30 protein-coding genes are annotated in these 25099 nt (G+C 60.7%); 17 read left to right on the top strand and 13 right to left on the bottom strand.

Annotated elements, in window-relative coordinates; genetic code table 11:
- The first annotated feature begins 79 nt into the window (after positions 1-79).
- A complete protein-coding gene (locus L598_RS13695; protein WP_246658755.1) occupies positions 80-649 on the top strand; it encodes a transglutaminase-like cysteine peptidase in 570 nt (189 codons plus the stop codon).
- Between the two features lie 100 nt (positions 650-749).
- On the opposite strand, the gene L598_RS13690 is transcribed toward L598_RS13695, so the two are convergent.
- The 4 genes from L598_RS13690 to L598_RS13675 form a co-directional block, all read right to left on the bottom strand.
- A complete protein-coding gene (locus L598_RS13690) occupies positions 750-1412 on the bottom strand; it encodes a hypothetical protein (RefSeq protein ID WP_144863283.1) in 663 nt (220 codons plus the stop codon).
- Positions 1409-2041 (bottom strand): LysE family transporter, encoded by a 633-nt coding sequence (locus L598_RS13685; protein WP_144863281.1) that lies wholly within the window; start codon positions 2039-2041, stop codon positions 1409-1411. The genes L598_RS13690 and L598_RS13685 overlap by 4 nt, the downstream gene beginning before the upstream one ends.
- Before the next feature lie 177 nt (positions 2042-2218).
- A complete protein-coding gene (locus L598_RS13680; RefSeq protein WP_144863279.1) occupies positions 2219-2956 on the bottom strand; it encodes a dienelactone hydrolase family protein in 738 nt (245 codons plus the stop codon).
- Positions 2957-3126: 170 nt separating this feature from the next.
- Positions 3127-4701 (bottom strand): trimethylamine methyltransferase family protein, encoded by a 1575-nt coding sequence (locus L598_RS13675; RefSeq protein WP_144863277.1) that lies wholly within the window; start codon positions 4699-4701, stop codon positions 3127-3129.
- Positions 4702-4957: 256 nt separating this feature from the next.
- Here L598_RS13675 and L598_RS13670 point away from each other — a divergent pair, with 256 nt between their 5' ends.
- Positions 4958-5656 (top strand): B12-binding domain-containing protein, encoded by a 699-nt coding sequence (locus L598_RS13670; protein WP_144863275.1) that lies wholly within the window; start codon positions 4958-4960, stop codon positions 5654-5656.
- A gap of 32 nt (positions 5657-5688) precedes the next feature.
- Here the strand turns inward: L598_RS13670 and L598_RS13665 are convergent, their stop codons facing one another.
- Entirely contained in the window at positions 5689-5847 is a 159-nt protein-coding gene (locus tag L598_RS13665) for an entericidin (RefSeq protein WP_144863273.1), read from the bottom strand.
- Positions 5848-5945: 98 nt separating this feature from the next.
- Here L598_RS13665 and L598_RS13660 point away from each other — a divergent pair, with 98 nt between their 5' ends.
- The 10 genes from L598_RS13660 (at position 5946) to L598_RS13615 (ending at position 14763) form a co-directional block, all read left to right on the top strand.
- On the top strand, positions 5946-6515 hold the full coding sequence (locus tag L598_RS13660; RefSeq protein WP_246658754.1) for a DUF1638 domain-containing protein: 570 nt from the start codon (positions 5946-5948) through the stop codon (positions 6513-6515).
- Between the two features lie 24 nt (positions 6516-6539).
- Positions 6540-7109 (top strand): putative glycolipid-binding domain-containing protein, encoded by a 570-nt coding sequence (locus L598_RS13655; protein ID WP_144863269.1) that lies wholly within the window; start codon positions 6540-6542, stop codon positions 7107-7109.
- 100 nt (positions 7110-7209) lie between these two features.
- Positions 7210-7785 carry a DUF4893 domain-containing protein gene (locus tag L598_RS13650; RefSeq protein ID WP_144863267.1) on the top strand — a complete coding sequence of 192 codons (576 nt, stop codon included), beginning with the start codon at positions 7210-7212 and terminating at the stop codon, positions 7783-7785.
- 47 nt (positions 7786-7832) lie between these two features.
- The gene (locus L598_RS13645) at positions 7833-8480 is read left to right on the top strand and encodes an exopolysaccharide biosynthesis protein (RefSeq protein ID WP_144863265.1); all 648 of its coding nucleotides are present in this window, start codon (positions 7833-7835) and stop codon (positions 8478-8480) included.
- A 114-nt stretch (positions 8481-8594) separates the two neighbouring features.
- Complete coding sequence (locus tag L598_RS13640) at positions 8595-8897, top strand: virulence factor (protein ID WP_144863263.1); 303 nt, start codon at positions 8595-8597, stop codon at positions 8895-8897.
- 79 nt (positions 8898-8976) lie between these two features.
- A complete protein-coding gene (locus tag L598_RS13635) occupies positions 8977-9543 on the top strand; it encodes a methylenetetrahydrofolate reductase C-terminal domain-containing protein (RefSeq protein ID WP_144863349.1) in 567 nt (188 codons plus the stop codon).
- Positions 9540-10643, top strand: coding sequence for a methylenetetrahydrofolate reductase (locus L598_RS13630; RefSeq protein ID WP_144863261.1), 1104 nt, complete (start codon positions 9540-9542; stop codon positions 10641-10643). Before L598_RS13635 ends, L598_RS13630 begins: the two co-directional genes overlap by 4 nt.
- A 71-nt stretch (positions 10644-10714) precedes the next feature.
- Positions 10715-11689, top strand: coding sequence for a methyltetrahydrofolate cobalamin methyltransferase (locus L598_RS13625; protein ID WP_144863259.1), 975 nt, complete (start codon positions 10715-10717; stop codon positions 11687-11689).
- A 29-nt stretch (positions 11690-11718) separates the two neighbouring features.
- Entirely contained in the window at positions 11719-13788 is a 2070-nt protein-coding gene (locus L598_RS13620; protein WP_144863257.1) for an ASKHA domain-containing protein, read from the top strand.
- A 216-nt stretch (positions 13789-14004) separates the two neighbouring features.
- A complete protein-coding gene (locus L598_RS13615) occupies positions 14005-14763 on the top strand; it encodes an alpha/beta hydrolase (protein WP_348642754.1) in 759 nt (252 codons plus the stop codon).
- A gap of 2 nt (positions 14764-14765) precedes the next feature.
- Here L598_RS13615 and L598_RS13610 read toward each other — a convergent pair whose 3' ends face one another.
- The 3 genes from L598_RS13610 to cysE form a co-directional block, all read right to left on the bottom strand.
- The gene (locus L598_RS13610) at positions 14766-15293 is read right to left on the bottom strand and encodes a gamma carbonic anhydrase family protein (RefSeq protein ID WP_144863253.1); all 528 of its coding nucleotides are present in this window, start codon (positions 15291-15293) and stop codon (positions 14766-14768) included.
- A 97-nt stretch (positions 15294-15390) separates the two neighbouring features.
- On the bottom strand, positions 15391-15597 hold the full coding sequence (locus L598_RS13605; protein WP_144863251.1) for a DUF3126 family protein: 207 nt from the start codon (positions 15595-15597) through the stop codon (positions 15391-15393).
- A gap of 108 nt (positions 15598-15705) precedes the next feature.
- On the bottom strand, positions 15706-16527 hold the full coding sequence (cysE, locus tag L598_RS13600) for a serine O-acetyltransferase (RefSeq protein WP_144863249.1): 822 nt from the start codon (positions 16525-16527) through the stop codon (positions 15706-15708).
- Between the two features lie 112 nt (positions 16528-16639).
- Here cysE and L598_RS13595 point away from each other — a divergent pair, with 112 nt between their 5' ends.
- Positions 16640-17440: an enoyl-CoA hydratase-related protein gene (locus L598_RS13595; RefSeq protein WP_144863247.1), complete on the top strand. Its 801-nt coding sequence runs from the start codon at positions 16640-16642 to the stop codon at positions 17438-17440.
- A gap of 12 nt (positions 17441-17452) precedes the next feature.
- On the opposite strand, the gene L598_RS13590 is transcribed toward L598_RS13595, so the two are convergent.
- The 4 genes from L598_RS13590 to L598_RS13575 all read right to left on the bottom strand — a co-directional run bounded on the left by L598_RS13590 (position 17453) and on the right by L598_RS13575 (position 20304).
- The gene (locus L598_RS13590; protein ID WP_144863245.1) at positions 17453-18322 is read right to left on the bottom strand and encodes an alpha/beta hydrolase; all 870 of its coding nucleotides are present in this window, start codon (positions 18320-18322) and stop codon (positions 17453-17455) included.
- The gene (locus tag L598_RS13585; RefSeq protein WP_144863243.1) at positions 18319-19074 is read right to left on the bottom strand and encodes an alpha/beta hydrolase; all 756 of its coding nucleotides are present in this window, start codon (positions 19072-19074) and stop codon (positions 18319-18321) included. The genes L598_RS13590 and L598_RS13585 overlap by 4 nt, the downstream gene beginning before the upstream one ends.
- Positions 19075-19168: 94 nt before the next feature.
- Positions 19169-19675, bottom strand: coding sequence for a DUF192 domain-containing protein (locus L598_RS13580; protein WP_144863242.1), 507 nt, complete (start codon positions 19673-19675; stop codon positions 19169-19171).
- A 32-nt stretch (positions 19676-19707) separates the two neighbouring features.
- Positions 19708-20304 carry a cold-shock protein gene (locus L598_RS13575; RefSeq protein ID WP_144863240.1) on the bottom strand — a complete coding sequence of 199 codons (597 nt, stop codon included), beginning with the start codon at positions 20302-20304 and terminating at the stop codon, positions 19708-19710.
- A 237-nt stretch (positions 20305-20541) separates the two neighbouring features.
- Between L598_RS13575 and L598_RS13570 the strand changes: the two genes are divergently transcribed.
- The 3 genes from L598_RS13570 (at position 20542) to L598_RS13560 (ending at position 23191) form a co-directional block, all read left to right on the top strand.
- Positions 20542-20982 carry a VOC family protein gene (locus L598_RS13570; protein ID WP_144863238.1) on the top strand — a complete coding sequence of 147 codons (441 nt, stop codon included), beginning with the start codon at positions 20542-20544 and terminating at the stop codon, positions 20980-20982.
- A gap of 78 nt (positions 20983-21060) precedes the next feature.
- Positions 21061-22593: an acyl-CoA carboxylase subunit beta gene (locus L598_RS13565; protein ID WP_144863236.1), complete on the top strand. Its 1533-nt coding sequence runs from the start codon at positions 21061-21063 to the stop codon at positions 22591-22593.
- 163 nt (positions 22594-22756) lie between these two features.
- Complete coding sequence (locus L598_RS13560) at positions 22757-23191, top strand: hypothetical protein (RefSeq protein WP_144863234.1); 435 nt, start codon at positions 22757-22759, stop codon at positions 23189-23191.
- A gap of 92 nt (positions 23192-23283) precedes the next feature.
- On the opposite strand, the gene L598_RS13555 is transcribed toward L598_RS13560, so the two are convergent.
- The gene (locus L598_RS13555; protein ID WP_144863347.1) at positions 23284-23592 is read right to left on the bottom strand and encodes a hypothetical protein; all 309 of its coding nucleotides are present in this window, start codon (positions 23590-23592) and stop codon (positions 23284-23286) included.
- A 197-nt stretch (positions 23593-23789) separates the two neighbouring features.
- Here L598_RS13555 and pncB point away from each other — a divergent pair, with 197 nt between their 5' ends.
- Entirely contained in the window at positions 23790-25094 is a 1305-nt protein-coding gene (gene pncB / locus L598_RS13550) for a nicotinate phosphoribosyltransferase (protein WP_144863232.1), read from the top strand.
- The last annotated feature ends 5 nt before the right edge of the window (positions 25095-25099 follow it).

Below are 25099 nucleotides of genomic sequence, written 5' to 3'. Positions count from 1 at the left end.
CCATGGTGTCTCGGAACGGGGAGACACCATAATGAACAGACATATTTTGGCGCTGCTTTTGTCCGCCGCTGCAATCTTGATGCTGGCCTTGCCGGGAATAGCTCAAGCGTCACCGATCTTCATGCCGACGGGCGAGCTCTCCGCGCAGCCTGTCGGCCACTACGAACTCTGCCAGCGCGTTCCAGAGGAATGTAGCCAGATCACGGCAAATCCGGTCCCCCTGACGCTGACCCGCGAGCTCTGGACCACCCTCATCGACGTCAACAATGCGGTCAACGCCATGGTTGCGCCATTGACCGACATGGAAATCTGGGGGATCGAGGAATGGTGGTCCTATCCCGTCGATGGAGTCGGCGATTGCGAGGACTATGTGCTCGAAAAGCGTCGCATGCTGATCGAGAAAGGCGTACCGGCTGGCAATCTGCTTATCACTGTCGTTCGCCAGCCGAATGGGGACGGCCATGCAGTTCTGACGGTTCATACCAGCCTCGGAGATTTCGTTCTCGACAATCTGGAACCACGCATCCTCGAGTGGACGGATACGGAATATGAGTATCTGAAGCGCCAGTCAGCCGGCAATTCGGGCATGTGGGTGTCGATCGAGGACGGCCGGTCCGTCGCTGTGGGCAGCGTCTCCTCCAACCGCTGAAATACCAGTACCCGTTAAGTCCCCCCACTCCCCGTCCCCAAAGACCGGGCTTGAGAGCCGGCCCGCTCCCCGGTCCGGCTCCACTCCTTTGCATCCTTGGCTATACCCGCGCGAAACTCGCCATGTGAAAGGCCTGCACCTCAGCGGGGTAGCGGTAGGCTTCTCCGACAGGACAGGCATTGCGCGCGAGGCATCCGCCAAGGCGGCATGGCTCACCGGCCGGACCCCGCACATGGGAAAGACAGCCGGCATGGTCATAACCTTCATTCGAAACTGCTCCGGCCGGGCAGCTATCGAGACAAGGTTTTGAAACGCATGTAGCGCACGGGTGCGCGGTCTCTGCCTGCGGCTCGAAAAACAGTTCCTTGTCGAACAGCAGCGCGCCACGATAGGCGTGCCAAAGACCGTATTCCGGATGGATGAGGATGCCCAGGGGCGATGCCTTCAGCCCCTCGGTGCGCATCGCCCAGCGCTGGAACGGCAGGTAGGGGCGATCGGAGGGATAGACCGCCCTCGCCCCATGTTTTTCGGCCAGCGCGTCGATCACCTCGCGCGCCCAGGTGTCGAGCGGATTGGCAAGGTCATTTTGCTGGATATCGCGCCAGCGTTGGAAATATCGCCAGGGCGCGGCACCCGCTTGTCCGATGAGCAACACCGATTTCGCCGGCTTGCCGGAAGGCCCTTGCGGCGCAGTCTCGTCTGCCTCGAAGTTGAATCCACCGCGTGGAATCAGACCATGCGAGGCAAGTGCTTCCTCGATCACGGAGTAAGCGGATTGCGGCTATCGACGAGGATACGGCCGCCGATCGCCACGAAACAGACACCGGCGGCGCGCTCGATCCAGTGCCGCGCATTTCCGAATGCCCGCACGACCGGCGCCGAGGACATGAACAGGCTGACGATCGAATACCAGACGAGGGAGCTGGCCACCACCAAGGCCACCATCGTTGCCATCAGCCAGTCGGGGGTCTCGGCCGTCACCGAGGTGGCGAAGACGCTGGCGAAGAGCACGATCGCCTTGGGATTCGTTAACGTGACGCCGAGGCCGAAAAGCAGCGGATTGCCGCGTTTGGCACTGCCCTCGGTCGTCATCTCGATCGCTTCCGGCCTTGTCAGGAGCAACCTGACACCAAGATAGACGAGATATGCTCCACCGGCGACGCGGATTGTCCAGGCGAGCCACTCGAACTTGATCATCACTGCGGACAGGCCGAGCAGGCCCAATGTGGCATAAATACCAAGGCCGACCGAGACGCCGACCGTCGTAAGAAGCCCGGCTACGGCACCGCGCATCATGGAGGAACGCACCACGGCGACAAAATCCGGTCCCGGCAACATGAGCGCCGGTATGAAGATCGCAAAGACGCTGATGAGGACGACCGTCGGCTGCATGGGCTTTTCTCGCGTTCACTTGAGCACGATGAGGAAACACCCGTCTGCTTCCGCTTGCAAGTGGAACAACCCGGTTGCGGAAATATGGAGCACCATCGGCTCTCGTTGTCCGGCGTCCGAATGCCGCGCCGGACTTCCTTGTGGACAATGTTTGCCTTTGGCCCGGCTTTTCCGGCCTCATGCGTTCAATGTTTCTGCAAAGAAAGTCGTCAGCCGCGCCCAATGGCGCTCCGCGCCAGCCTCGTCATAAACGCTGTGGTCCGCCACGCACCATCCGTGCGCCTTCCCGACATAGTTTTCGATGATGTGGTCGACCTCGGCGGTACGCAGCGCTTCCACGAGTAGCGCCGACTGCTCGGGCGGAAAGCTGCGGTCGACGCCAGCGGCCCCGACATAGACGCGCGCCTTGATGGCTGCAGCCTGACGATGCGGGCTGTCCGGCGCCTCGCTGGCCAGATTGCCGCCGTGGAAGCTTGCAGCCGCGGCGATGCGATCGGGATAGGCAGCGGCTGCATTCAGGGCCCGCGCGCCTCCCATGCAATAGCCGACCGTGCCGATCTTTCCGGTGGCACCGTGACTGGCGAGCGTGTTGATGAAGGCGCCTGTATCGGCCTGTGTCATGGCCTGCGTGGTGGCCCTGATCATATTGCGGATCGCGCCTGCGGTCCTTTCGTTCGAGAATGCAGTCCTGGCGTCGAACGGCCCGTAAGTGCCGAAGCGGTAGAAAAGATCAGGCACCAGGACTGTATAACCATAGCCACTCAGACGCTCGGCCATCTGGTCCAGCGCCGACCGAGGGCCGAAAGCATCCATGTAGAGGATGACACCCGCCGCCGATGCCTTGTCCCCGGGCTGGAAAAGAGCCGCATGGGCGACCCCATCCGATGTTCTGATTTCGATTGCCCGTTTCGGCATCGGCTTCTCCTTGCTGCTATGCTTCGCACGCGTTTGCGTAACTATAGCAGCACAGCGAGAGTGTCAGCGGCGGAGACTCATTCCTTCTCGTCCCGGTCGGAAAAAGCGCTCCGCCAGACTTCCTTATGAATGATGTTGGCCACTTTGGCCCGGCCGTTGTCGGGCTCCCTTCAGGTGAAGGCGTCGGGCATGGATTCCTTGCGCCTGGCGATGAAATCCCGCAATCCTTCCTCGATGCCGGGATCCAGCGGCGGCGCCTCGTAGCTTTCCAGCCAACGTCGGGCCAGTTCGTTGGCACGCTGCTCCGTTGTTTTCTCGCCTTCGGCCGACCACTGCTCGAAGGAATTGTTGTCGGCGATGGACGACCGGTAGAAAGCAGTCTGGAAATTCGCCTGCGTATGCGTGCAGCCGAGATAGTGACTGCCGGGACCGACTTCGCGGATCGCGTCCATGGCCTGGCCGTTTTCCGACAGGTCCACCCCCTCGGCGAATTTCTGCTGCATGCCGAGCTGGTCGATATCCATCATGAACTTCTCATAACCCGACACAAGCCCGCCTTCGAGCCATCCGGCCGCATGCAGAACGAAATTCGTTCCGGCAAGCATGGTTGAGTTGAGCGTGTTAGCGCTTTCATAGGCGGCCTGCGCATCCGAAATCTTGGCCGCGGTGAGCGAACCACCGGTGCGGAACGGCAGGCCGAGCCTGCGGGCGAGCTGTCCCGCGCCGTAGGAGACCAATGTCGGCTCCGGCGTCCCGAAGGTCGGTGCTCCCGACTGCATGGAGATGGAGGAGGCGAAGGTGCCGAAGAGCACTGGCGCGCCGGGCCGCACGAGCTGCGTGAAGGCCGCGCCCGCCAGCACTTCCGCCAGCACCTGCGTCAGGGTGCCAGCCACCGTCACCGGACTCATTGCGCCGGCCAGAATGAATGGTGTGATGATGGTAGCCTGATTGTTGCGCGCATAGACCTTGGCCGCACCAAGCATGGTCTCGTCGAAAACCATGGGCGAATTGGCGTTGATCAGATTGATGATAACCGTGTTCTCCTCGACGAACTTGTCGCCGAAGAGGATCTTTGCCATGGCCACGGTGTCCTCGGCCCGCTCCGGCGCCGTGACGGAGCCCATGAACGGCTTGTCGGAATAGCGCATATGGGCGAACACCATGTCCAGATGGCGCTTGTTTACCGGCACATCGACTGGTTCACACACCGTACCGCCCGAATGGTGGATCGAGGGCGCCATATAGGCCAGCTTCACGAAGTTGCGGAAATCCTCGATCGTGGCGTAGCGGCGGTTGCCGTCCAGGTCGCGCACGAAGGGCGGACCGTAGACGGGCGCGAAAACGGTGGCGTCTCCACCGATCTGCACGGACCGCTCGGGGTTGCGCGCATGCTGAGTGAAGACCGAAGGCGCGGTCTTGATGAGTTCGCGGCAAAGCCCCTTGGGAAAATGCACCCTCTCGCCCTGCACATCCGCGCCGGCTCCCTTCCACAGCTTCAGCGCCTCGGCATCGTCGCGGAACTCAATTCCGATCTCTTCCAGGACCGTATCGGCATTGGCCTCGATAAGCGCCAGGCCCTCCTCATTCAGAACCTCATAGAGCGGCACCTTGCGCCGGATATAGGTCATCTGCTGACCCGGGCCGCCGCCGGAGCGCGCCGCCCGGCGGGCGGCGGCGCCGCCGCGCTCGCCTCGTCCGCGCCTTGCCGTGCCTGCATCCTTTTCGGCAGCCAGATTGTCTTCCATGACGGTCTTCCCTGAATAACGACGCCGCCGCATTACACGGCATTGACGCGAGTTTGTAGCCTAGCCCGTACGCCGAAACGGTTTGCGAGCGCCAGCCAGTGTCGCAAAATCGACAAGAAAAGACTTAGTTTTTTCAGTCGCTTTCCTTTTGCATGACGTCGCAAATCAGCTATGGAATTGCGCCTCATCAGGAATATTTAGAGGCTCATATATTTCGGCAATATAAAAAGCCGGAGCAACGGCCCAGGAGCCAGGAATGTCCGACGACGAAATCATCCTTTCCGAACTTTCCGACGAAGAACTCGTGCAGCAGATGCATGACGACCTCTACGACGGGCTGAAGGAGGAAATCGAGGAAGGCACCCGCATATTGCTGGAACGCGGCTGGGCCCCCTATCAGGTGCTCACCGAAGCCCTGGTGGAAGGCATGCGCATCGTCGGCGAGGATTTCCGTGACGGCATCCTCTTCGTTCCCGAAGTGCTGCTGTCGGCCAACGCCATGAAGGCGGGCATGTTTATACTGCGCCCGCTGCTGGCGGAAACCGGGGCACCGAAGCAGGGCAAGATGGTGATCGGCACCGTGAAGGGCGATATTCACGATATCGGCAAGAATCTCGTCGGCATGATGATGGAGGGCGCCGGCTTCGACGTCATAGATCTCGGCATCAACAACCCGGTCGAGAACTATCTGGCGGCCATTGAGGAGCATCAGCCCGATATCGTCGGCATGTCGGCGCTTCTGACCACGACCATGCCCTATATGAAGGTCGTGATCGACACGCTGAAGGAAAAGGGCATCAGGGACGATTATATCGTCCTGGTCGGTGGCGCGCCTTTGAATGAGGAATTCGGCAAGGCCGTCGGCGCGGATGCCTATTGCCGCGATGCGGCCGTCGCCGTCGAAACCGCCAAGGACTTCATGAAGCGCAAGCACAATATGCGCGCCTCCGCCTGAGGCGCGCAAGCTCGCTTCGAAACGTCCTTCGCCTAGTAGGTCGACTGCTCGATATCCTGGCCGGCGGCCTGTGTCGCGTTGACAGCGTTTGCGGTATCCCGTCCCATGCCGCGAATGGTGTTGGCACAGCCGGCCGCAAATCCGGCCACAAGGAGAAGTACGGCGATACGGGAAAAGGTCGAAGCTATCATGATGTTCTCCGCAATGGCGCCGCGCCTCGCGGCACGGCAAAGTTGAGACCATGGTGCAACGCGCGAACGCGGAAAAAGTTCTCGTGATCGGCTGCGGAATGCTCGCACGCGAGGTGCTGGCCGTCATCGACCAACTCGGCCTCGACCATCTGGAACTCACCTGCCTGCCTGCGGAGCTCCACTACTATCCCGATCGCATCCCCCCTGCCCTCGACAAGGCTATCGAGAAGGCCAGAGGGGATGGCTACCGGAATATCTTCGTCGGCTATGCCGATTGCGGAACCGGAGGACAGCTCGACAGAATATGCGAAAAGCATGGCGTCGAGCGCCTAGCGGGGCCGCATTGCTTTGCCTTCTATCAGGGACTGGAAGCCTTCTCGCGCGTCGAGGAGGAGGACATGACCTCGTTTTACATGACGGACTTTCTCTGCCGCCATTTCGACGCCTTCTTCATGCGCCCGTTGGGGCTCGACCGGCATCCGGAACTGATCAAAGATTTCTTCGGCAACTACGAAAAAGTGATCTATCTTGCCCAGACCGACGATCCGGAATTGGAGAAGATAGCCAAAAATGCCGCAAAACTGCTCGGCCTGAAATATGAACGCCGCATCACCGGCTATGGCGACCTGGCAAAGGGACTGGAGAAAGCGGCGGAACCGGTCGCCTGACAGCCATCAACCTTCAGGAAGCCGATGAACGAGATTGTCGCAACGGCCTTCTGGAATCGTCTCGATACGGAAGGCCATGACGCATGCAGCCTTATCCGCAAAGCGGAAGGATGGCGGCTTGCCGGCTGCGCCGTCTTCGACCATCAGGGCAAGCCGTGCCGGCTCGCCTACTGCGTCGATTGCGATACCGAATGGCGGACCCTGGCAGCAAATGTGCGCGGTTCCGTCGGCTTTGATGAGCTCGCATTCGATGTGGAACGAAAGACGATGGGCGATTGGCTTCTCAACGGCGTCGAGCAGTCGGCAGCCAGGGGGTGCGTCGATCTCGACCTCGGCTTCACGCCGGCGACGAACCTCATCGCCATCCGCCGGCTCAAGCCGCACCATGACGCCGAAATCCCCGCCCCGGCCGCCTACTATCTCGAATTTTCATTGGAGCTTGGCCTTCTCGAACAGACTTACAGGCGGACTGGCGAGACGACGCTTGCCTATGCCTCGCCAGCCTTCGGCTACGCAGCCGAGCTGACCGTCTCCCCATCCGGCTTCATAACGGACTATCCCAGTCTGTGGAGTGGTCGCGCCGAAGGCCGCTGAAGCTTTCCCCAATTCACGAAATGGCCTGAATCTGGGATATGAGTCGCGCTCCCGGAGCGCGCCGTTCCACTTTTCGCCCGATGCTTTGCCAGAGATGCTCATGTGTTCCAGATCCATTCTTGCCTCTCTTCTGATCCTCTCCCCGTCCGCCGCCTTGGCCACGGGCGAGATCGAAGGCTTGATCACCGATCATGACCGTCAGCGACTGGAGGACTATGAAACAACGCGCGATGAAGCCGTGGCCGAGGCAAAGGAAGGCGGATCGGAAGCAGACATAGCCGTTATGGAAGAGGTCCTGGAGCGTGAGCCGGTCCCGTTCGAAGGCTTCGATATGACCGGTTACTGGCAATGCCGGACGATCAAGGTCGGCGGCTTGGCGTCATTGGTGGTCTATGGCTGGTTTGATTGCCGCGTCATCGATGATGGTTCCGGCTGGATGCTGGAGAAGCTGTCCGGCTCACAGCGCACCAAAGGAAGGTTCTTTACCGAGAGCGATACCCGCCTCACCTATCTCGGTTCTTATTTCGTCGCAGGCGATACGCCAAAAAAATACGGCAACGGTCCAGAAACCGACCAAGTCGGCTATGCCTATCGCAGCGGCGAGGACACCTGGCGGATCGAATTCCCCGCACCTGCCAGGGAATCGAAGCTGGACGTTCTGGAATTCAGGCGCTGAGACCACCCCGCCGCCAATACTGCCGCGAACGGAGACCGCATATCTCGATGAGACCGGACATAGCCGAGATTGATGCGGTGCCTGCCATCGTGATGCATTCCGGACCGCCGCGCAGGCTTTCACGCATCTTCGCCGATCTGGCGCGTGAGGCCGAGGGCGTGGTGACGGTGGAACAGATCCGTCAAGCACTCGGCGATCGCAGCTTCGCGACCCTTCTCGTGTTCTTTGCCTGTCTGAACCTGCTGCCTTTTCCGCCCGGCAGCACCTTGCTGCTCGGCATACCGCTAATGCTGATCTCGCTGCAAATGGTGCGCCGGGACAGCACGGTATGGCTGCCGCGATTCATCCTGCGCAAATCCGTCGGCGCAAAACAGTTCCGTCTCCTGACGGACAGGCTGGTGCCGCGCCTTGAATGGATCGAGCAGATGATCCGCCCTCGCTATTGGCCCTTCGCGCGGGCCCATGCCGATCGCCTCATAGGACTGGCTGCGCTCATTCTCGCCACGGCGGTCACCCTGCCGATACCTCTCGGAAACTGGCTTCCCGCCTTTTCCTGCGTCCTTCTCGGGCTCGCCCATTCGGAACGGGATGGCCTCCTTCTGACGGTGGCGGCCTGTTGCGGGCTCATTTCCCTGATCATAATCGCCATCGTGCTCGGAACAGCCGGTGCGGTTGCCGGGTTCCTTTTCAGTTGAGGGCCTCTGGCGTCGTGTGAGGCGTCGTTTTTGAAAGCACCCGCGTCGTCTCGCAACAAGCAGGGGTCTCTGCCTTGCGGCAATGCTCGGCGATGGAAACGGAACGAGGCTTCGATGGCCGACCTTATCATTGTCTACTGGCGCGATATCCCGGCCCAGGTGATCGTTCGGAAGGGCAGGCAGAACGCCAAGCGTGAATTGCCGTTGCGCTTCACGGAAGCGATCGACATGTGCGCCATGCGCGTTGGCGCCCGAGACACCGATGCCTATCTCGCCGAATGGCGGCGCGGCGATCCGGTGCCGGTCAGCGACGACTTGGAAGCCGAAGCAGACAAGGCGCTTGCCTCCATCGACGCGGAGTTTACGGACGAGCGCCTGAAGGCGCTGGTCAAGGCAGGCGGCAAGGAAAATGTCTGACACCCGGCCGACCTCCACAACGGCAGCCGGACCGGCGAGCACTCGGCCGGAAGTCACGCCATCCAATGCGTCAGGTGGCATGACGCAGGCCACCATCGTCAGGAAAACGGCGCCGAAGAGCGATTACAAACCCGCCGATGTCTCGCCGCAGCGGCGCATACAGCGCAGCTATACGGTGCGGCTGTGGTCGGTGCGTCATTCGCGCTTCCTGGAATGGTTCTATGCCCGCTTTGCCGACGTCTTTCTTCTCCTTCATCCACTGTGGAAAGCCGTCGGCTACAGCCGCGCCGAAGCGCCGGTGAAATTCGTCGAGAAGCGCGTGAAGGGCTTCATGTTCGACTGCCGGATGTGCGGCCAGTGCATCCTGTCCTCTACCGGCATGTCATGTCCGATGAACTGCCCCAAGCAGCTTCGCAACGGGCCCTGCGGCGGCGTGCGCGCCAACGGCAATTGCGAGGTCGAACCCGATATGCCCTGCGTCTGGGTCAAGGCATGGGAAGGCTCGCGGAACATGCGCCACGGTGACGCAATCCTCAATGTCCAGAAGCCGGTAGACCAGTCACTGCGCGAGACTTCCGCCTGGCTGCGCGTTACCGCGCTTGCGGCCGTCGAACGAGAACGGGCGAAGCAAGAGGCGCCAGCATGAGCCCGCCCCACCCCCTGCAGCCCGATGAAAATCCGGCCGGCGTCCATCTGCCGCTGGACCCCTTGCCCGGCCACTCCTCGCGCGGCCGGTTGGAGCGGATCTTGCGGCGTGGCGAGTTCGCGGTGACAGCCGAGCTTAATCCACCCGACAGTGCCAATCCCGAAGACGTTTATGAGCGCGCTGCGATTTTCGACGGCTGGGTCGACGGCATAAACGCCGTCGATGCGTCAGGCGCCAACTGTCACATGTCGTCCATGGGCATCTGCGCCCTGCTCACACGCATGGGCTATGCGCCGATCATGCAGATCGCCTGCCGCGATCGCAACCGCATCGCAATACAGGGCGACGTGCTCGGCGCAGCCGCCATGGGCGTGGGCAACATCCTTTGCCTGACGGGCGACGGTGTGCAGGCAGGCGACCAGCCGGGCGCCAAACCGGTTTTTGATCTCGATTGCATGTCGCTCCTGGAAACCATACGGACCATGCGCGACGAGCAGAAATTCCTCTCCGGTCGCAAGCTCACCACACCGCCTTCGGTCTTTCTGGGCGCCGCCATCAACCCTTTTGCGCCGCCTTATGACTTCCGGCCGCTGCGTCTCGCCAAGAAGATTGCGGCCGGCGCGCAGTTCGTTCAAAGCCAGTATTGCTTCGACGTGCCCATGCTGCGGACATACATGCAGCGTGTGCGCGATCTGAGCCTGCACGAGAAATGCTTCATCCTTGTTGGCGTTGGCCCTCTTGCGTCAGCCAAGACTGCCCGCTGGATCCGTTCCAACGTGCCCGGAATCCACATTCCTGACGATGTAATCAAGCGGCTGGAGGGCGCTCAGGACCAGAAGAAGGAAGGCAAGCAGCTCTGCATCGACATCATCAATGAGGTGAAGGAGATCGAAGGCGTCTCCGGCATCCATGTCATGGCCTACCGGCAGGAGGAATTCGTCGCCGAGATCGTGCATGAATCCGGCGTGCTGAAAGGCCGCCGGCCATGGAAACGCGAGCCGAGAGCCGACGATGCCCTTGTCGCTGACCGGCTCGACCACATTCTGCATGACGAGCTGACGGAAAGGCCCGGCGAAATGATCAGGGGAGCAGTTGAATGACCGTCATCCTCTCTCTTGAACCAGTGAACATAACGATATAAAGAAGTCTTTATATCTTTTGGAGAAAGCCTATGACCCGCACGATCGTCGCCTCGGCGACAAAGGAAATCATCATCGGTTTCGACCAGCCATTCTGCGTCATCGGCGAACGCATCAATCCGACCGGCCGCAAGAAGCTTGCCGCGGAGATGGTTGCAGGCAATTTCGAGACCGTGAAGAAGGATGCGCTCGAGCAGGTTGCGGCGGGCGCGACCATGCTCGACGTGAATGCCGGCGTTACTGCGGTCGATCCGAACGCCACCGAGCCCGCGCTGCTCGTCCAGACGGTGGAAATCGTGCAGAGCCTGGTCGATGTGCCGCTTTCCATCGATAGTTCCGTAACGGCCGCCATCGAGGCGGCTCTCAAGGTCGCCAAGGGCCGTCCGCTGGTCAATTCCGTCACCGGCGAGGAGGAGAAGCTCGAAGCCATCCTGCCGCTCGTGAAGAAATATGACGTGCCCGTGGTGGCCATCTCCAATGATGAAACGGGTATTTCCGAAGACCCGGATGTGCGCTTCGAAGTGGCGAAGAAAATCGTCCGGCGCGCGGCCGACTATGGCATTCCTGCCCACGATGTCGTCGTCGACCCGCTGGTCATGCCGATCGGTGCCATGGGCACGGCAGGCAAACAGGTCTTCGCCCTTCTGCGCCGGCTGCGCGAGGAATTGAAGGTCAACACCACCTGTGGCCTTTCCAACATCTCCTTCGGCCTGCCGCACCGGCATGGCATCAATGCGGGGTTCATCCCCATGGTCATCGGCGCCGGCATGACCTCCGCCATCATGAATCCTTGCCGCCCCCAGGAGATGGAGGCGGTACGCGCCGCCAATGTGCTGAATGGCACTGATCCCAATTGCTACAACTGGATCATGACCTATCGTGACCATCAGCCTGCACCAGCGGCAAACGCCAATGCGAGCAGTGGCGAAGGCGCGGCAGCAGCTTCCTCTTCCTCCGGCAATGGCCGTCGTCGCGGCGGCCGCGAAGCACGGCGCGCGAGGGCTTAGCTGACATTCCTGATCATGGGAGCCTCGGCATGAACCCTCCCGCCAACATCACCGATCCGCTCATCCTCTTCATGCCTTCCGGCAAGAGGGGCCGGTTTCCGAAGGGCACGCCGATCCTCGACGCGGCGCGCCAGCTCGGCGTCTATGTCGAAAGCGTTTGCGGCGGCCGGGCGACCTGCGGCCGCTGTCAGGTGGAGGTGCAGGAAGGCCATTTCGCCAAGCACAAGATCATCTCGTCGAATGAGCACATCTCGCCGATCGGTCCCAAGGAGGCACGCTATGCCGAAAAGCGCGAACTGAAGCCGGGCCGTCGTCTGTCCTGCTCCGCCCTGATCGAAGGCGATCTCGTCATAGACGTCCCGCAGGATACGGTGATCAACGCACAGGTCGTGCGCAAGGATGCCGATACCAGGGTCATCGAGCGCAACCCCGCCACCCGCATCTGCTATGTCGAAGTGGAAGAGCCCGACATGCACAAGCCCTCCGGCGACCTCGACCGGCTCAAGGCTGCGCTGCAACGCGACTGGGACTATGGCCGGCTGGAGGCGGATGCGCATCTCCTGCCGCAGGTGCAATCTATCCTCCGCCAGGGCAAATGGGCCGTCACCGCTGCTGTGCACGACGATGACGACACCGACGCCGCCCGCATCATCGCCCTCTGGCCCGGCCTGAAGAACGAGGCCTATGGCATCGCCTGCGATATCGGCTCTACGACCATAGCAATGCATCTGGTCTCCCTTCTTTCGGGCCGCGTCGCCGCCTCTGCCGGCACCTCGAACCCGCAGATCCGTTTCGGCGAAGATCTGATGAGCCGCGTTTCATACGTCATGATGAACCCGGACGGCCGGGAAGCCATGACCAAGGCGGTACGCGATGCGATTTCAACCCTGATCGACAAGGTGGCTGTCGAGGGCGGCGTTCAACGCGAAGATATTCTCGATGCGGTCTTCGTCGGCAATCCGATCATGCATCACCTGTTCCTCGGCATCGATCCGACGGAACTGGGTGGCGCGCCTTTCGCACTTGCCGTTTCCGGCGCGGTCAAAGCACATGCGAGCGATCTCGGCTTGCGCCTGAATCCCGGCGCCCGGCTCTATATGCTGCCTTGCATCGCCGGTCACGTCGGTGCTGATGCCGCAGCGGTCGCGCTCTCCGAAGGCCCGCATCGTCAGGACGAGATGATGCTGATCGTCGACGTCGGCACCAATGCCGAGATCGTGCTTGGCAACCGCGAGCGTGTCGTTGCGGCCTCCTCTCCCACCGGCCCTGCCTTCGAAGGCGCAGAGATCTCCGGCGGCCAGCGCGCCGCACCCGGCGCCATCGAGCGGGTCCGCATCGATCCCGGGACCCTGGAGCCGCGTTTTCGTGTCATCGGTTCGGAACTCTGGTCGGACGAGCCGGGCTTTGCCGAATCCGTTGCTGCCACTGGCGTCACCGGCATTTGCGGCTCGGGCATCATAGAAGTCATCGCGGAAATGTTTCTGACCGGCATCATTTCCGAGGATGGAGTCATCGACGGTGCGCTTGCAGCGAAAAGCCCGCGCATCGTCGCCAATGGCCGCACCTTCTCCTATGTGCTGACGGAAAGCGAGCCGCGCATCACGATCACGCAGAACGATGTGCGCGCCATCCAGCTCGCCAAGGCCGCGCTTTACGCCGGCATCAAGCTCCTGATGGAAAAACAGGGCGTGACCGGGGTGGATGTCATCCGATTCGCCGGAGCTTTCGGTTCCTTCATCGATCCGAAATACGCCATGGCGCTCGGTCTCATCCCGGATTGCGAACTGGACAAGGTCTCGGCCGTCGGCAATGCCGCCGGCACCGGAGCGCGCATGGCGCTGCTCAATCGCATGCATCGGCGAGAAATCGAAGAGACTGTGCGCCGGATCGAAAAGATCGAGACGGCACTGGAGCCGAAGTTCCAGGAGCATTTCGTCCATGCCATGGCCTTGCCCAACAAGGTCGATCCGTTTGTTAAACTTGGCCAGCAAGTGCCTCTCCCGCAACGCAAATCGATCGATGCGGGAGGCGTCGCCGGAGATGGATCGCCTCGTCGTCGCTCGCGCGAGGAACGAGCAGCGCGGCGCGCAAGGCCGTGATGCGGCTTGCAGCCTCCCTTACGGCCTGATTGGAAACCGTAAGGGGCGGTTTCCGTTATTCTCGTCGCCATGCCAAGTCTCAAAAGTCACCTTGTCGCTCTTTATCTGAAATATACGCGCAAGCGTGCCTTCGCTTCGGCGGAGTCGATTCGCACCTGGGCGGAATGGGCGAGAGCCCGAAGCACCCACAGGCCACCGGATACTGTGCGCGAGAGCATGCGGATAACGGAACGCGAGGTCGACGATATTCCGGTATACGAGGTCGAGCCGCCTACCCTCAAAAGCGGCCTTCACATCATTTATCTGCATGGCGGTGCCTATCTCTTCGAGATCACCTCCTATCACTGGAGGCTGATAGCCGAGATGGCAGAGCGGTTGGGAGCACGCGTCACCGTCCCGATCTACAGGCTCGCACCGGACCATACCTTTCCTGCGATTTTCGGCCCGGTGCACACGGTCTGCAGCGAAATCCTTCGGCGCGACGCGCCGGAAAAGGTTGTCTTCATGGGTGATTCAGCCGGCGGCAACATGGCTGTCGTGCTGACGATGATGGCAGCCGAGCAAGGACTTCCCATTCCTGGCCATCACGTCCTGATTTCGCCTGGTCTCGACATGTCGCTTAAGAACCCCGCCCTGTATGAGGTGGAGAAACTCGATCCCTGGCTGGGCATCGAAGGCGGGAAGGAGGCAATCCGCCTCTTTGCACCGGGGATGGAGACAACCGACTGGCGCATCAGCCCCATCTTCGGCGATCTTTCCGTCCTGCCGAGAACATTGATCCTCTCCGGTACGCGCGACGTGCTGAGCCCGGATACCGTGATATTTGTCGAAAAGGCACGCGCGGCCGGTGTGGATATCGAACTGATGCTTGAGCCAGGCATGATCCATGTCTGGCCGCTGATCGACATGCCGGAGGCGCGCCGCGCGCGGGACCGCATCGTCGCTTTTCTGAACGAGACCGAGCTTGCCGATTGATATCAGACCGGCTTCAGCCCCTTTTTGAAGCGACGGCCGTTCTCGACATAGTGTGCCGCGGAAAGCCTGAGTTTGGCGATCGCCTGCTCATCCAGGCTGCGCACGGCCTTCGCGGGCGAGCCGACGATCAGGGACCCGTCGGGAAATTCCTTGCCTTCCGTCACCAGCGCGCCGGCACCGACGAGGCAATCGTTGCCGATCCGTGCACCGTTGAGAACGATGGCGCCCATGCCGATCAGGCTGTTGTCGCCGACGGTGCAGCCATGCAGTATGGCGCGATGGCCGATGGTGCAGCCGCGCCCGACGATCAGCGGAAAGCCCATATCCGTATGCATGACGGTGTGTTCCTGGACATTGCTGCCTTCGCCGATGGTGATCGGCTCGTTGTCACCGCGCAGGACGGCCCCGAACCAGATGCCTACGTCGCGTCCGAGCGAGACCTTTCCTATCAGCGTCGCATCCGGCGCGATCCAGTTGCTGTCCTCGTCGTCGAAATGCGGGCTGACGCCATCAAGTGCATAAACAGGCATGGCTGATCCGTGGTCTCGTTGTTCGACGGCACGTTAGGAGAGGATCATGCCGGGTGGCAAGCGCTGCAATGCTTCGGGCTTTACGGAAACCCGACGCTTACAGGTCGATGTCCAGGATCGCCATGGAGAAATTATAGGAGAGCTCGCCCTCGTCCTCATCCTTGAAGATAATGCCGAGGAATTCCTCGCCGAGATAAAGCTCACAGGAATCGTCCTTGCGAGGCCTGGCTTTCACCTGCAGGGCTGGATTCTGGAACGTGCGCTTGAAGTAGGCGTCGAGCTTCCTGATTTCTTCCGGCTTCAAAATCTTCTCCGATGGCAATTGGCTACGGCTGGGCGGCTTGTGGCACGTCCCCTCGGATCCTGTAAACCCTCAATCTCGCCCGTCGGCGGAAGGGCGGTGTCGTGGTGGTCAATCCTGGCTGTCCAGAAGCTGGTCCATTGCGCGTGAAGGCTCGTCGCATCCCGCCTCGCCGATGATACGGGCCGGCACGCCCGCAACGGTCTTGTTGTTGGGGATCGACCGCAACAGCACCGAGCCTGCGGCCACCTTGCTGCAATGGCCGACCTCGATATTGCCGAGTATCTTGGCGCCGGCGCCGATCAGCACGCCATGCCTGATCTTGGGATGGCGGTCGCCACCGGTCTTGCCGGTGCCGCCGAGCGTCACGCCGTGGAGGATCGAAACATTGTCCTCGATCACCGCTGTCTCGCCCACCACGAGCCCGGTGGCGTGATCGATGAAGATGCCCTTGCCCATGCGGGAAGCCGGATGGATGTCCGTCTGGAAAACAGCCGAAGAACGGCTCTGGAGATAAAGTGCGAAATCCTTGCGGTTCTGCTTCCATAGCCAATGCGCCAGCCGATGGGTCTGGATGGCGTGGAAGCCCTTGAAATAGAGCACCGGCATCAAGAAACGGTCGCATGCCGGGTCGCGGTCAAAGTAGGCCTGGATATCAACACGGACGGTCGAACTCCATTCCGGCTCGTCGCGCAGCATGCTCTGGAAAGTCTGGCGGATCAGATCAGCGCCGATATCCTCATGGTTCAGACGTTCGGCGACGCGATGAATGACGGCCTCTTCAAGCGTATCGTGGTTGAGGATCGTCGAATAGAGGAATGCCGCCAGCAGCGGATCATTGGCAACCGCCTCTTCCGCTTCCGCACGCACGGACGACCAGATAGGATCGAGCTGCTGAGGCGCCTTCGCCCGCGCTGCTTGGTGGCTGTTCATATCCGACCTCCATCCTTTGGCATTTCCTGCTTGTGCGCTGGCGGAACATAAGCCAGAAACCGTAACAGTTGAACCGCAAATTCCTCAGCCTTCATTGAAATGGATTGAACCGATGGCGTTTCAAGGGAATGCCGGCGCCGCCCCGATCAAAATCGATGTCAGCGACGGGGTCGCGACCGTCACCCTGGATCGCCCTGGCAAGATGAATGCGATCACCCATGCCATGTGGGATGAACTTGCGAGCCTGGTGGTCCAGATCGGCAAGGAGCCGGAAGCCCGTGTGATCGTGCTGTGCGGCGCAGGCGGCAATTTCAGCGCCGGCGGCGATATCGGAGAATTCGACGAAATCCGGCGTGACACCGCGACATCGCAGGCTTACGAGAGGTCGAACTCCGCTGCCTTCGCCGCCTTCCGCAATGCGCCCATACCTACGCTGGCGGCAATCGGGGGCGTCTGTTTCGGCGGCGGCTTCGGGCTTGCGGCAGCCAGCGATCTCAGGATCGCCTCCTCCGACGCCCGCTTTTCCGTACCGGCAGCCCGCCTTGGCCTCGCCTATCCCTATTCGGATATGCGGGACATCGTGTACGCAGCTGGTCCGCAGATGGCGAAATATCTGGCCTTCTCTGCCGCCGCCATCGACGCGGCGACCGCTCTACGAGCAGGCTTTCTGCTCGAAGTCGTGGATAGTGACCGGCTCGCGGAAAGAGCGGCGGAAATCGCGCGGACGATAGCCGCAAATGCCCCGCTGTCCATCAAGGCATCGAAGGCCGCCATCCATGCGGCGCTTTCCGGCAATCCCTCCGATATTGCGAAGGCCAGGGAAGCGGGCGAAAGGACATTCGACAGCAGCGACTATGCCGAAGGTCGCGCCGCCTTTCGCGAAAAGAGGAAACCGGTCTTCCGCGGACGCTGAAATCCAGCCTTATCAGGCGGCCCGGCGGTCAGTCAGAAAGTCCAGTATGGCGGAGCAGAATACGTCGTTGCGGTCGCCGGCCACCATGTGCCCCGCGCCGCCGACATCCACATAGGCCGCCGAAGGCGCCAGATCGACGAATTCCCTGGCATGCACTTCATGGACAAGCTCCGACTGCATACCTCGCACGAGAAGCACCGGAAGATGCAGGTTCGGCAAATTCGCCATCACCTCTTCCATCAATCCGCGCCCCTCGGCACTCAGTCCGCGGTTTTCCCGCATCATCGCCGGGTCCCAATGCCAGCGATAACGCCCATCGGCATCGAGCCGCAGGTTCTTGCGCAGCCCGTCAAGCGAATTCGGGCGCTTGCGATGCGGAAGGTAGCGCGCAATGGCTTCGGAAGCCTCTTCAAGCGAAGCAAAGCCTTCCTCCATGCGCTCGGCCATGAAGCCGCGCACCTTGGCTACCCCTTCGGGGTCCATTTTCGGCGTGACATCGACCAGAATGAGCGATTCCAGCAGCGACGGGTGCCGCGTTACCGCAACAAGACAGGACAGGCCGCCAAGCGAGGCGCCAACGGCGGAAGGCCGGGCATGGAACAGGTTTTCGACCTGCCTCACAATCGCTTCCACATCCTCCGAGAAATCCGCGAAGGAATAGTGACCGCTCCGGACCCACTCGCTTTCGCCATGACCGCGCTGATCGACCGTGATGGCGCGCATCCCATTCGCTGCCACGCGCTCGGCGGTGGCGTCCCAGGCCCGCCGGGTCTGTCCGCCGCCGTGGAGAAAAATGACGGGATGGCCGCTTTCACCCCACACATCGCCTGCCAGGCGGTTGCCTTCCGCACCCTCGAATTCGATCTCCTTCCTCTCGATCAAAGCGGATTCTCCTTCAGAAATTCCAGCACGCGCGTCTTGAATGTGCGATCCCCGACCGAAAGCATGTGGTCCCTGCCTTCCACGGCGAATGCCACGGCGTTCGGCATGAGTTCGGCCAGCCGTTCGGGCGAGCCGCCGATATCATCCTTCGTGCCGACCGCAACGAGCGTCGGCTGGCCGATTTGTGCCACCTGCTCGGCGCTCAGCAATTCGCGGGACGTGGCGATGCAGGCCGCAAGTGCGTGACGGTCGCTCCTGGTCTGATCCGCGAATTTGCGGAACATCTGGCCGCGCGCATCGGTGACGGCGCCCGGATCTTCCGCCGAGAGTGCGTCGGCAATGACATCCCATTCCCCCACACCTTCCACCATGCCGATGCCAAGCCCGCCGAAAATCAGCGTCGCCACCTTCTCCGGTGCCTGCAGAGCAACGAATGCCGCCAGCCGTGCGCCCATGGAATAGCCGAACAGATGGGCGCGTCCGATGTCCAGGCGGTCCAGGAGAGCAACGGCATCACTTGCCATCTTGGGCGGGGTGTAATCGGCCGGATCGTAACTCCTGGACGAGCGGCCATGCCCTCGATTGTCCAGGGCAACCACACGATAGCCAGCCTCGCGCAGCGTCTTCGTCCAGCCCGGGGAGACCCAGTTGACGAAATGATTGGAAGCGAAACCGTGGATGAGAAGGATCGGATCGCCCTCGCCTTCGTCAATGAAAGCTATGTCGAAACCGTCATGGGAGAAGGACTGCATTATTAAGGCTGGAATCCATTACAAAAGAGGGAACGATGATCCCTCTTTTTTCCACCGGATCGCAGAACAGGCAAGCATTATACGCCGAAGCCACTCACCGGCCGGCGACACGGTCGATTTTCGGATGACGCAGCCTGTCGCCAACCGTGATCCCCGTTTTTTGCGCGGTTCCTGCCTTTAGTTCGAGCACGAACCGCGCTGGTTCGCCGGGTCCGATCGGCGCCGTCGAATAGGGCTCACCAGGCAGGATTGCGATCACACGACCGTTACCCGCAATGAATACCAGATCAAGCGGCATCGGCGTGTTCTTCATCCAGAAAGCAAGCGGACGGCTTTCCTCGAAGACGAACAGCATGCCATGATCGTCCGCCATGGACTGGCGGAACATAAGGCCCCTCGCCCGTTCCTCTCCATCATCCGCAATCTCTATGGAAAAAGAGCGTTCGCCCCGGGTCGTTTCGACAGTCAGCCTCGCGGGATCGACAGGCAGGACCATAGCCTGTCCCTCGGCCGTACTGGCCGGTACGGTTGCAGCAAACAGGAGCAGGAGTGGAAGCAGCCCCGCCAGAAGGCGAGAAAGAAGTTTGGCGAAAGCAGCCATCGGACCTCGCACCGCCGGCGTTTCGTTATCTTTCAATGCGAAACCGGCAATGTACCCATATCGGGGTAGATTTCGGCAGCCATGAGGCCTTTTTCGCCGCGGCCGTAGCGCACCAGAACCACCTGGCCGGGCCGCAGTTCCGTCACTCCATAGCGGCGAAGCGTTTCCATATGGACGAAGATATCTTCCGTACCCTCGCCACGCGTCAGGAAGCCGAACCCCTTGGTACGGTTGAACCATTTCACCAGGGCGCGCTCGAGGCCGCTTTCCGGCGATACGGCCACATGGGTGCGCTGCGCCTGGTCTTCCGCGGGGTGCACCGCGGTCGATGTGTCCATTGAAATGATGCGAAAGGCCTGCAGGCCGCGTTCGCCACGCTTGGCAAGACAGACGACGCGCGCGCCCTCAAGAGCGGTCTGATATCCGTCGCGCCGCAGGCAAGTTACATGCAGGAGCACGTCACCGACCCCGGACTGATCCGGCAGAACGAATCCAAACCCCTTGGCGACATCGAACCATTTGATCGCGCCGGAAATTTCCGCGATGTTAGTGGAATCGGCACTGTCATCCGCCGTCAGGGCATCGCCACTGGCTGGATAACGCCTCTCCGGCGAGGCCTTCTCCCCCATTCAACGCACCTTTCGTCTTCCAAACACGCAAATGATTCTGCCAGCAAGAATAACATCGGCTGTTCCTGACTTAGCAAGGGCCACCCGCCATTTTTCGACAGGCGTTCACGAAAATACTGAGGATCGGGTTAGAAGTTGCCTCCGCTGATCAGAGTGATTCTCCCTCGAACGAGGTTGCCCCGGATCGCTCCCGCACCCTATGTATCCGCCTGTCAGGCATAACTGAGGAAGCACGGAATGCGTTATCTGCACACCATGGTTCGCGTCAAAGACGTGGACGAATCCCTCGATTTCTACTGCAACAAACTCGGTCTCGAAGAGGTCAACCGGATGGACGACGAGAACGGCCGGTATACGTTGATCTTCCTCGCCGCGCCGGGTGACAAGGAGGCCGCTCTCGCCAACAAGGCTCCGCTGGTGGAACTCACCTACAACTGGGATCCGGAGGATTATCAGGGCGGTCGCAATTTCGGCCATCTTGCCTATGAGGTGGACGATATCTACGCCACCTGCCAACGTCTGATGGACAGCGGCGTCACGATCAACCGACCGCCGCGTGACGGACGCATGGCCTTCGTTCGGTCGCCCGATGGCATCTCGATCGAGCTTTTGCAGAAGGGTCAAGCCAAGGAGAAGGCTGAACCCTGGGCCTCGATGGGCAATACCGGCACCTGGTAGCCCTGTCCTTCGGCATATTTGCCTCCCTCCTCCGGCATGCTAACAGCTTCACAAAGCTGACATTCCGGAGGAGCGCATATGAAGGAAGTCCTCATCGAACTCGAACGCCGCCGCGCCGTTGCCCGTATAGGCGGCGGGCAGGTACGCATAGACGCCCAGCACGCCAAAGGTAAGCTGACGGCGCGTGAGCGCATCGAGACTTTTCTCGACGAGGGTTCCTTCGAAGAATTCGATATGTTCGTCGAACATCGTTCGACGGATTTCGGCATGGAGAAGACGAAGATCGCAGGCGACGGCGTAGTGACCGGCTGGGGCACGGTCAATGGTCGCACCGTTTTCGTCTTTGCCAAGGATTTCACCGTCTTCGGCGGCTCGCTCTCCGAAGCCCATGCGGAGAAGGTGATCAAGGTCCAGGACATGGCCTTGAAGAATCGGGCACCGATCATCGGCTTTTACGATGCCGGTGGCGCGCGCATCCAGGAAGGCGTGGCGGCACTGGGCGGCTATGCCGAAATCTTCCAGCGCAATGTGCTTGCCTCGGGCGTCATCCCGCAGATTTCCGTGATCATGGGCCCCTGCGCCGGCGGCGACGTCTATTCGCCGGCCATGACCGATTTCATCTTCATGGTCCGCGATACCTCATACATGTTCGTCACCGGACCCGATGTCGTGAAGACTGTCACCAACGAGACGGTCACGTCCGAACAGCTCGGCGGCGCTTCCGTCCACACGACGAAATCCTCCATCGCCGATGGCGCTTATGACAACGACATCGAAGCCCTCTTGCAGATGCGGCGGCTGGTCGACTTCCTGCCGCAGTCGAATACGGGTGAAATCCCGGAAATCGAATGCTTCCAGAGCGTAACGGACGATGACTATTCACTGGATCGTCTGATCCCGGACAATGCCAACAAACCCTATGACATCAAGGAACTGATCCTGAAGACCGCCGACGAAGGCGATTTCTTCGAAATCCAGGAGAGTTTCGCGAAGAACATCGTGACCGGCTTCGGTCGCATCGAAGGCCGAACAGTCGGTTTCGTCGCCAACCAGCCCATGGTGCTTGCCGGCGTGCTGGATTCAGATGCCTCGCGCAAGGCTGCCCGCTTCGTCCGCTTCTGCGACTGCTTCAACATTCCGATCGTCACCTTCGTCGATGTTCCCGGCTTCCTGCCGGGCACGGCGCAGGAATATGGCGGCCTCATCAAGCACGGCGCGAAGCTGCTTTTCGCCTATGCCGAAGCGACTGTGCCGAAAATTACCATCATCACACGCAAGGCCTTCGGCGGTGCCTATGACGTCATGGCCTCCAAGCATTTGCGCGGGGATGTGAATTATGCCTGGCCAACGGCTCAGATCGCCGTTATGGGCGCCAAGGGCGCGGTCGAGATCATCTTCCGCAAGGATATCGACGATCCCGAGAAGATCGCTGCCCACACGAAGATGTATGAAGACCGATTTCTGTCGCCCTTCGTGGCTGCCGAGCGCGGCTATATCGATGAAGTCATCATGCCTCATTCGACGCGCAAGCGGGTAGCGCGGGCGTTGCGCATGCTGCGCAACAAGGATCTGAAGAATCCCTGGAAGAAGCACGACAATATACCGTTGTAAGCAGCGGGCCCGTCGTGCAACTCGTATGGCAATGTAAAGCAGCGCGCGCAAAATTGAACATAAGCGCGCTTGATCCTACTGGACTAAGCGAAGCATCGGAGTCACGGTTCTTACGGGCGGAAGTTGAAAGGGACGGGCCATACCATAACGGTAGGAGGCCAGCATGCAGCACAAGACCCTTGACGAACTGAAGTCAGTCGCCGAAATCGAAACCGGCCGTGCTTCCATGACACGCGAGCAACGCCTCGGTCGTTGGGCCGAGCTTTTGGAGCGCGTGCCTGATCGGGTGCTCGCGACGCTTTCGGGTACAGAGTACCAGCCCATCCGCAAGCGTGAAGCCATGCGCAGTGCCGGTTCGCCGCTTTCGGTCGCGTTCGAGGATCCTGTTCTTCGGGCCGAGGGGCTGAAGGACGACACCTATGGCGAGGCCAAGCGGTTCTTCGAGATCACGGATTGGCAGTTGCACGAGATCGTCTGCTATTGCCATTTCGGAGCCTCGATGACGGCGGCAACGGCTGCTCAACACGTCAGAGCGGCCGTCGACCGGTCATCCCAGACGGGCATGCTTTCGCGGCTGCGCAACGCGCTCATCTGGTAACGGCATGAACATGGCCGGCGAGCTTCCGTATGGCTTGTCGGCCTGCCCATGCCTTCCGAGCACAGGCTCGGGAGAGATTGTTGATTGTGCCGTCAGTAAAGCTGGAGCGGCACGAAGAGGCAGATCGTTCGCGATGTGTCGGATCCTGCCACCGAACACCAATGATACCTGCCATCCGGGGAACGGCGCAGCCGCTTGTCGTGGTAGTTCACCACCTCGCCGGTTTGATTGATGACGTAACCCTCCGGCCGTTCGCTGATTGCCGCCTTCGACACTTCCCGGCAATCCTGGTTCGCACAGCAGGAATAGGGATATTCCCAACCTGTTGGCGCTTCATGGGCCTTTCCGGGATTGGCTGTGGTGATCAGCAGTCCGACCGCAAGAAGCCCAACGGCCGGCATGGCGAGCAGCAAACGACGGCTAGGGCCAAACATAACCTCTTCCTCAAGAGTTGACCCCTCGTCGTCTCCCGGTTCGACAAAGAACGTTAACTCACGAAGCTATGAGGTTGTTCCGCCCATGGGTAAGCGCTTGAATGCCTTACGGGTCCGTGCGAAGTCTTCCACCCACCGGCACTCGCGAGACAGCAGACCATCCAATGCCCAAAACCGACATCGCCCGACGCGTCTACAATCACACCTGGAAGCTGGATCCGATCTGTCGGAGTCTGCTCGATACGGATTTCTATAAACTTCTGATGCTGCAGATGATCTGGAGGCTATATCCCCATGTCAGCGCTACCTTCTCGCTCATCAACCGCAACGACCAGACCCGGCTGGCCGAGGAGATCGACGAGGGCGAGCTTCGGGAGCAGCTCGACCACGCACGCTCCATCCGTTTTACCAAGAAGGAGATGATTTGGCTGGCCGGTAACACCTTTTACGGCCGCAAGCAGATCTTTCAGCCCGATTTCCTGGCCTGGCTGCAGGATTTCCGCCTGCCCGAATACGAGCTTTCCAGCCGCAATGGGCAATTCGAGCTGCATTTCCATGGACCCTGGATGGAAACGTCCATGTGGGAGATACCGGCTCTTGCGATCATCAATGAGCTACGGTCGCGCGCCGCCATGCGCTCACTCGGGCCTTTCGCACTCGACGTTCTCTATGCCCGCGCAAAGGCGAAAGTCTGGTCCAAGGTCGAACGGCTGAAGAAGCTGCCTGAAATCAGGATTTCTGATTTCGGCACGCGCCGCCGCCACTCCTTCCTCTGGCAGCGCTGGTGCGTGGAGGCGTTGAAGGAAGGTATTGGCGATGCCTTCACCGGCACGTCCAATGTGCTGCTCGCCATGGATACCGATCTGGAGGCCCTGGGCACCAATGCCCACGAACTTCCGATGGTCCTGGCGGCGCTGGCGAATGATGAAAAAGAACTGAAGGCCGCCCCCTATAAGGTGCTGCAGGATTGGCAAAGCTATTATGGCGGCAACCTGCTGATCGTGCTTCCCGACGCATTCGGCACCGAAGCTTTCCTGCGTTCGGCACCCAACTGGGTTGCGGACTGGACGGGCTTCCGTCCGGACAGCTCTCCGCCGATAGAGGGTGGCGAGCGCATCCTCCGCTGGTGGCGCGAGAAGGGCAAGGACCCGCGCGAGAAACTGCTTATTTTCTCGGACGCTCTGGACGTCGACTCGATCGAAAAGACCTACCGGCATTTCGAGGGCCGCGTGCGGATGTCCTTCGGCTGGGGCACCAATCTTACCAACGATTTCGAGGATTGCGCCCCACGCGAAATCGACCGGCTGAAAGCGATCTCGGTCGTCTGCAAGGTGACGAGCGCCAACGGCCGGCCCGCCGTAAAGCTTTCCGACAACCCGGAAAAGGCAACCGGAGACCCGAAGGAGATCGAGCGTTATCTCAAGATCTTTGGCACGGAGAAACGCGTCCGCCAGCCTGTCACCGTATAGCGATG

The sequence above is a fragment of the Mesorhizobium sp. J18 genome (assembly GCF_007829525.1).
Classification (GTDB): domain Bacteria; phylum Pseudomonadota; class Alphaproteobacteria; order Rhizobiales; family Rhizobiaceae; genus VLJP01.
This window is presented reverse-complemented; position numbering and strand designations above follow the sequence as displayed.

What these genes read in the sequence shown, in the direction of transcription:
- L598_RS13695 (WP_246658755.1), top strand. Translation starts at nt 80, where the DNA reads ATGCTGGCCTTGCCGGGAATAGCTCAAGCGTCACCGATCTTCATGCCG.
- L598_RS13685 (WP_144863281.1), bottom strand. Translation starts at nt 2,041, where the DNA reads ATGCAGCCGACGGTCGTCCTCATCAGCGTCTTTGCGATCTTCATACCG.
- L598_RS13680 (WP_144863279.1), bottom strand. Translation starts at nt 2,956, where the DNA reads ATGCCGAAACGGGCAATCGAAATCAGAACATCGGATGGGGTCGCCCAT.
- L598_RS13675 (WP_144863277.1), bottom strand. Translation starts at nt 4,701, where the DNA reads ATGGAAGACAATCTGGCTGCCGAAAAGGATGCAGGCACGGCAAGGCGC.
- L598_RS13670 (WP_144863275.1), top strand. Translation starts at nt 4,958, where the DNA reads ATGTCCGACGACGAAATCATCCTTTCCGAACTTTCCGACGAAGAACTC.
- L598_RS13665 (WP_144863273.1), bottom strand. Translation starts at nt 5,847, where the DNA reads ATGATAGCTTCGACCTTTTCCCGTATCGCCGTACTTCTCCTTGTGGCC.
- L598_RS13660 (WP_246658754.1), top strand. Translation starts at nt 5,946, where the DNA reads ATGCTCGCACGCGAGGTGCTGGCCGTCATCGACCAACTCGGCCTCGAC.
- L598_RS13655 (WP_144863269.1), top strand. Translation starts at nt 6,540, where the DNA reads ATGAACGAGATTGTCGCAACGGCCTTCTGGAATCGTCTCGATACGGAA.
- L598_RS13650 (WP_144863267.1), top strand. Translation starts at nt 7,210, where the DNA reads ATGTGTTCCAGATCCATTCTTGCCTCTCTTCTGATCCTCTCCCCGTCC.
- L598_RS13645 (WP_144863265.1), top strand. Translation starts at nt 7,833, where the DNA reads ATGAGACCGGACATAGCCGAGATTGATGCGGTGCCTGCCATCGTGATG.
- L598_RS13640 (WP_144863263.1), top strand. Translation starts at nt 8,595, where the DNA reads ATGGCCGACCTTATCATTGTCTACTGGCGCGATATCCCGGCCCAGGTG.
- L598_RS13635 (WP_144863349.1), top strand. Translation starts at nt 8,977, where the DNA reads ATGACGCAGGCCACCATCGTCAGGAAAACGGCGCCGAAGAGCGATTAC.
- L598_RS13630 (WP_144863261.1), top strand. Translation starts at nt 9,540, where the DNA reads ATGAGCCCGCCCCACCCCCTGCAGCCCGATGAAAATCCGGCCGGCGTC.
- L598_RS13625 (WP_144863259.1), top strand. Translation starts at nt 10,715, where the DNA reads ATGACCCGCACGATCGTCGCCTCGGCGACAAAGGAAATCATCATCGGT.
- L598_RS13620 (WP_144863257.1), top strand. Translation starts at nt 11,719, where the DNA reads ATGAACCCTCCCGCCAACATCACCGATCCGCTCATCCTCTTCATGCCT.
- L598_RS13615 (WP_348642754.1), top strand. Translation starts at nt 14,005, where the DNA reads ATGCGGATAACGGAACGCGAGGTCGACGATATTCCGGTATACGAGGTC.
- L598_RS13610 (WP_144863253.1), bottom strand. Translation starts at nt 15,293, where the DNA reads ATGCCTGTTTATGCACTTGATGGCGTCAGCCCGCATTTCGACGACGAG.
- cysE (WP_144863249.1), bottom strand. Translation starts at nt 16,527, where the DNA reads ATGAACAGCCACCAAGCAGCGCGGGCGAAGGCGCCTCAGCAGCTCGAT.
- L598_RS13595 (WP_144863247.1), top strand. Translation starts at nt 16,640, where the DNA reads ATGGCGTTTCAAGGGAATGCCGGCGCCGCCCCGATCAAAATCGATGTC.
- L598_RS13585 (WP_144863243.1), bottom strand. Translation starts at nt 19,074, where the DNA reads ATGCAGTCCTTCTCCCATGACGGTTTCGACATAGCTTTCATTGACGAA.
- L598_RS13580 (WP_144863242.1), bottom strand. Translation starts at nt 19,675, where the DNA reads ATGGCTGCTTTCGCCAAACTTCTTTCTCGCCTTCTGGCGGGGCTGCTT.
- L598_RS13575 (WP_144863240.1), bottom strand. Translation starts at nt 20,304, where the DNA reads ATGGGGGAGAAGGCCTCGCCGGAGAGGCGTTATCCAGCCAGTGGCGAT.
- L598_RS13570 (WP_144863238.1), top strand. Translation starts at nt 20,542, where the DNA reads ATGCGTTATCTGCACACCATGGTTCGCGTCAAAGACGTGGACGAATCC.
- L598_RS13565 (WP_144863236.1), top strand. Translation starts at nt 21,061, where the DNA reads ATGAAGGAAGTCCTCATCGAACTCGAACGCCGCCGCGCCGTTGCCCGT.
- L598_RS13560 (WP_144863234.1), top strand. Translation starts at nt 22,757, where the DNA reads ATGCAGCACAAGACCCTTGACGAACTGAAGTCAGTCGCCGAAATCGAA.
- L598_RS13555 (WP_144863347.1), bottom strand. Translation starts at nt 23,592, where the DNA reads ATGCCGGCCGTTGGGCTTCTTGCGGTCGGACTGCTGATCACCACAGCC.
- pncB (WP_144863232.1), top strand. Translation starts at nt 23,790, where the DNA reads ATGCCCAAAACCGACATCGCCCGACGCGTCTACAATCACACCTGGAAG.